Genomic DNA, 4,278 nt, shown 5'->3' on the forward strand with positions numbered 1-4,278 from the left:
AAAAAAAAAACTAATTTTTGTAAAATCAAAGAATAGAATTTTTGTTAATTTTGGTATATAATTAGTTTAAGGATAAAATTAAATTAGAAAGGAGTTTGTTGCTATTATCCTTGAAATTTGTTTCTCCCCATTATCAAAAGGGAACCGTTGAAAACTAGAAAGGAATATATCTTATGTTTAAAAAAATTGCAGTTGCTGTATCTGAATTAAGAGATAGCGACTACATTCTTGTTTCTAGAACAATAGGTGGCTATTTTAGAAATTATGATGGCAGTAACAATTTTTCACAAGAAGAAATTAATGCTGTTGATGGAATAGTAATGACTCTTCCTGAATATAAAGAATATCTAAAAACAGTTCCTGTTCAATCTAGTAATGATTCCTTTACTTTCACACCATTAGCTGCAACACCACCAAGAAAATCTTATAATTTACCAGCAAATAAAGTTTATACTTCTGACCCGTTCACAGCAAGTGGCTGGCGTTATGGAGAGTTTAGATTTTATCCCGCTCTTGGAACAGGAAGTTACTTATATTGGAGTGCTCTTGGGGATAGTGGTTTAGTAGAAAATGGATATGGAATTTCCGTTGCAGTTTACCCTGGTTCATACACTCCTGTTTATAGTGGTCAAGGAACTTATTTCAAAACATACAATCCAGTTAGAAATTCAAAATATATAGTTTCTAACCCAGTTTAATATATACAAAGGAGTGATTAAAATGAAAAAAATCACGGCACTGATTTCTACAATAGCTATCATATCGATAGCTGTCTTAGGAATTGTTTTAAGTAATCAAAATGTTAGTGGTGATGAATTTGAAACAAATAATGCTGGAGTAACAAATCAAGTTCCAAACAATTATACTATTCAAATTTATGCAGAAAAACTAGCAGGGGCTAGCGAAGAAGAAGTAAATGACTATTTTTCTTCATCTGATGATGATACCATCATCATTGCTGATGAAACCGGAGGCTATATGGCTAACATTGATAAGTCAGATACAGGCTACACCGAAGAACTTGATGAAAATATGAATGTTGTTGCAAGACGTTATTTCAATGATAAAACTCAAGCTGCTACTATTGCAGAAGTAAAAGAATATCTAAATAGTCAACGTAAATAATATCAGTCTCTTCTAAATAACAAAATCTGATCTAAAATGCTAGGTCAGGTTTTTTACTTAATGTCAAAATTTTGACACGTGCTTGCTCAAGGCACTCAAGCTATATTATTTGTCGCATTTATTTTGTCACTTACGGATTAGCCACTCCGCAATTAGTTCAGCAACTACATTAACTAGTAACGGTAGCAAAACAAGTTCAAGAAACGTATATAGCATAAATTTTTTATAATCCTCAAATCAAAAAAAGAGACCTTTTTTTAGGTCTCCAGTAATTTGGGCGAATTTCATCGCACTTCCGATTTTTTAGAGTTTAAAACTCAAGGACAGTATTGTAGCATATATTAAATATAAAAACTTATTAAAAAACCTTTCGTTGATGTTTTTCTATTTTTTCGTTAAAATACAGGTATCAAGCGAAAAGGAGAAAATTACATGAGAAAAAAATTTATTTTAAGTATTACTGTAGGTGTAATTTTGGCAACAATTTTATCTTTTTTAAATCTAAATTCTACTAGTGCAGATGATAATATAAGTACTCAAAAAAATAACGTTCCCCTTCTTGAAAACGGCTTGAGTGGTAACTATTTAAGACAATTAACAGTTAAAAAATTTATCAATGAATATAATAAAAATCCCGAATATATTAACTCCTTTTTTGAGGGAGATACTGCAGATTATCTGAATAATTATTTTTTAGGAGAAAATGATAAACTAGAAGATACTCTTATTCAATTTCTACCGAATGAAAATAATGAAGGTGGAGGTTATTTAATGTCTCTACCAAAAGATGTTAATGAATCAGACCCTGATTTTCCAAAAGACGCTATAAGTTTAGGAGAACTTAAAGAAATTTTAGAAACATATAAAACACTGAACAGCAATGAATAAAAAAGCCCACAGTTATTTGTGTGGCTTTTGTTTTTATATTGGCACCAAACGTCCATATTTCGACTCTAAGGAACTAAAATAACATTAATGATGTTTTATATTAAAACAAACAAAAACGCCTTAGAAACGATTTTAGGGCGTTTTAGAGATAGTTCTTTATATTTTAAAAAAGGTGTACAATTTTCGAGCAAAAAGTTTACACCTACAAAAACTTGAAAACCATTGACCCGTCTAGGTTTAAGAGAGGTCTATTAGTCCATTTTTGAAAAACTGACCCCCCTATTAGAAAACTGGGGTTCCGTGTATCTGGACGGCAAGACGTCGAGATTTGAGCTCTGCTCTATCTCTTGTCTTTTGTCCAGATACACGTCTATTTTATCATTTTTTGAGCAATTCATCAAGCTTAGTTTGCATTAGCATTAAACTTAACTCAATCTCTGTTAATCGTCTTAAAACATTGCTCTCAAATCCATTAGAATACATGCTTGTATCTTTTCTTAACTGACCTTTTATTTTTTCAATGCCTTCTTCAAAAATAAAGTATTGTCCCCGAATTTGAGCATAGTCCGTCTTTTCTAATTTTTTACGGTGATATTTTACAACTTCTTTAGATACTCCAAGTTCTTTTGCAACTTCGAGCATTGTTTTTCCAAAAACCATAGTTTCCCCCTTTTTTCAATTTGGCAAGCAGAGCACGTGTGTACACATTTACCAGTAAATTTCCCACGAGCTATATCTATTTTTTAAGAAAAAATAGTGTTTGGGGTGTTCCCCAAGCCCCCATTTATGATTTTAATTTTAGGGCAAAATTTTCCAAAGGCGCACTTACATACCACAAATTTTTGTGGTGATATTTCATGCTTCAGAACGTGTGAGAAAATACCTGGTATTTTTTCTCCAGCATAGTTTTTTCTCCTGGAGTTTTTATCTTAAAAAAATATTGTTTTTCATGATATCTTTATGATATCATGGTGATAACATAATTGCTATCATTGGAGATATTATGAAAAATAAAAAAATAGTTCAAATTATATTACGAACATCACAAGAAGAAAAAGAAACAATTACAAAAAATGCACTAAAACAAGGAAAATCTGTCAATGAATATATCAAGACAAAAGTCTTAGAAACAAATAAAAACAATGATATCAATAGTGATAGCATTAGTGATATCATTGTAAATCAACAAAGACAATTAGAAGAAAAAGATATTCAAATCTCAACACTTCATAAATTATTAGAAAATCAGCAAACTTTATTACTAAATGAACAAAAAGAAAGCTCAAAACTGCTGACAACAGAATCAAATAATAAAAAATGGTGGAAATTTTGGTAAAACTTCTAAAAGAGTGAAATTTCACCATTTTTTATGTCTCTATAAAAATCTACTGGTCTATTTTGTCTATTATCGACTATTATCATTTCATAACCAATAACCTCTCTTCCTCTTTTGTGAGTGGTTATCATAATATCAACATCGAGTTTTGATTCAATCTCTTCAGAGGCTACTTGTAAAACCTTTTGTTTAAAGCGTCCAGCAGACCATTTTTTCTTTTTTCCTAGAAACCACTCTTGCCACTCCTCCATTGTTCCATTGATAACAGTATTTCTTTTTTCTCCAAATCTGTTAGATTCCCAAAGTTTCAAGAGAATTAAACCATATTTTGATTTTATCGTAGTTAATTCACGCAGATGGAATGAGTAAAAATTTTTTTTAAGATCAAAAATTAGGGGTATTGCTCGACTAGAAAATTTAAAATCAATTTTTCCTTTCTCATCAAAGATAATTTCACTAAATAATTGTGTCATAACAATTCCTTTAGTACCATTTTCCTTTGTAATTGGTAAATATAAGGCTGTATTCTCATTCAAGGTTTTAAAGGCTTCCGCCACTCTTCTGTAATTCTGTCCATTTTTAGTCAAACCAAAATGCTTAAAAATACTTATAGCATCAAGAGTGAACGTGTCACTAGCTTGACTTTCTTTAGTAATATAAGAAAAGCAAAAATCTAAGATTTTATGCTCAAAAGCTTTCAGATTACCAAAAGCTTTCGCTAAATCATTAGCTTGTACTACTAAGTAATCTTGTCGTGATAATAATTCTTCATAAACTTTACTAGCTTTTTTATTTTCCATGTGTCATAACTTTCTTTTTATATTCAAGTATCTATTGTATTATATTTACAACTATGTTTCAAGTATTTTTGTAAATATAGTTATAAATGGGGTACAAAAAGGTTATAAATGGGGTACAAAAAGGTTATA

General features: G+C 30.3%; 6 protein-coding genes. 4 read left to right on the forward strand and 2 right to left on the reverse strand.

The window, feature by feature from the left end:
* The first annotated feature begins 173 nt into the window (after positions 1 to 173).
* The 3 genes from A3I1_RS0103285 to A3I1_RS0103295 all read left to right on the forward strand — a co-directional run bounded on the left by A3I1_RS0103285 (position 174) and on the right by A3I1_RS0103295 (position 2,013).
* Positions 174 to 698 carry a hypothetical protein gene (locus A3I1_RS0103285; RefSeq protein WP_018369885.1) on the forward strand — a complete coding sequence of 175 codons (525 nt, stop codon included), beginning with the start codon at positions 174 to 176 and terminating at the stop codon, positions 696 to 698.
* A 22-nt stretch (positions 699 to 720) separates the two neighbouring features.
* The gene (locus tag A3I1_RS0103290; RefSeq protein WP_018369886.1) at positions 721 to 1,125 is read left to right on the forward strand and encodes a hypothetical protein; all 405 of its coding nucleotides are present in this window, start codon (positions 721 to 723) and stop codon (positions 1,123 to 1,125) included.
* A gap of 432 nt (positions 1,126 to 1,557) precedes the next feature.
* The gene (locus A3I1_RS0103295; protein WP_018369887.1) at positions 1,558 to 2,013 is read left to right on the forward strand and encodes a hypothetical protein; all 456 of its coding nucleotides are present in this window, start codon (positions 1,558 to 1,560) and stop codon (positions 2,011 to 2,013) included.
* 378 nt (positions 2,014 to 2,391) lie between these two features.
* Here the strand turns inward: A3I1_RS0103295 and A3I1_RS07865 are convergent, their stop codons facing one another.
* Complete coding sequence (locus tag A3I1_RS07865) at positions 2,392 to 2,673, reverse strand: hypothetical protein (protein WP_018369888.1); 282 nt, start codon at positions 2,671 to 2,673, stop codon at positions 2,392 to 2,394.
* A 343-nt stretch (positions 2,674 to 3,016) separates the two neighbouring features.
* Between A3I1_RS07865 and A3I1_RS07870 the strand changes: the two genes are divergently transcribed.
* A complete protein-coding gene (locus A3I1_RS07870) occupies positions 3,017 to 3,349 on the forward strand; it encodes a DUF536 domain-containing protein (RefSeq protein ID WP_018369889.1) in 333 nt (110 codons plus the stop codon).
* 5 nt (positions 3,350 to 3,354) lie between these two features.
* Here the strand turns inward: A3I1_RS07870 and A3I1_RS0103315 are convergent, their stop codons facing one another.
* Positions 3,355 to 4,149, reverse strand: coding sequence for a replication initiation protein (locus tag A3I1_RS0103315; protein WP_018369890.1), 795 nt, complete (start codon positions 4,147 to 4,149; stop codon positions 3,355 to 3,357).
* Positions 4,150 to 4,278 lie beyond the last annotated feature (129 nt).

The organism is Streptococcus marimammalium DSM 18627 (genome assembly GCF_000380045.1).
Lineage (GTDB): Bacteria > Bacillota > Bacilli > Lactobacillales > Streptococcaceae > Streptococcus > Streptococcus marimammalium.

Bases quoted from the DNA above. Each gene is read 5' to 3' on its own strand.
- A3I1_RS07865 (WP_018369888.1), bottom strand. From the start codon at position 2,673: ATGGTTTTTGGAAAAACAATGCTCGAAGTTGCAAAAGAACTTGGAGTA.
- A3I1_RS0103295 (WP_018369887.1), top strand. From the start codon at position 1,558: ATGAGAAAAAAATTTATTTTAAGTATTACTGTAGGTGTAATTTTGGCA.
- A3I1_RS0103285 (WP_018369885.1), top strand. From the start codon at position 174: ATGTTTAAAAAAATTGCAGTTGCTGTATCTGAATTAAGAGATAGCGAC.
- A3I1_RS07870 (WP_018369889.1), top strand. From the start codon at position 3,017: ATGAAAAATAAAAAAATAGTTCAAATTATATTACGAACATCACAAGAA.
- A3I1_RS0103315 (WP_018369890.1), bottom strand. From the start codon at position 4,149: ATGGAAAATAAAAAAGCTAGTAAAGTTTATGAAGAATTATTATCACGA.
- A3I1_RS0103290 (WP_018369886.1), top strand. From the start codon at position 721: ATGAAAAAAATCACGGCACTGATTTCTACAATAGCTATCATATCGATA.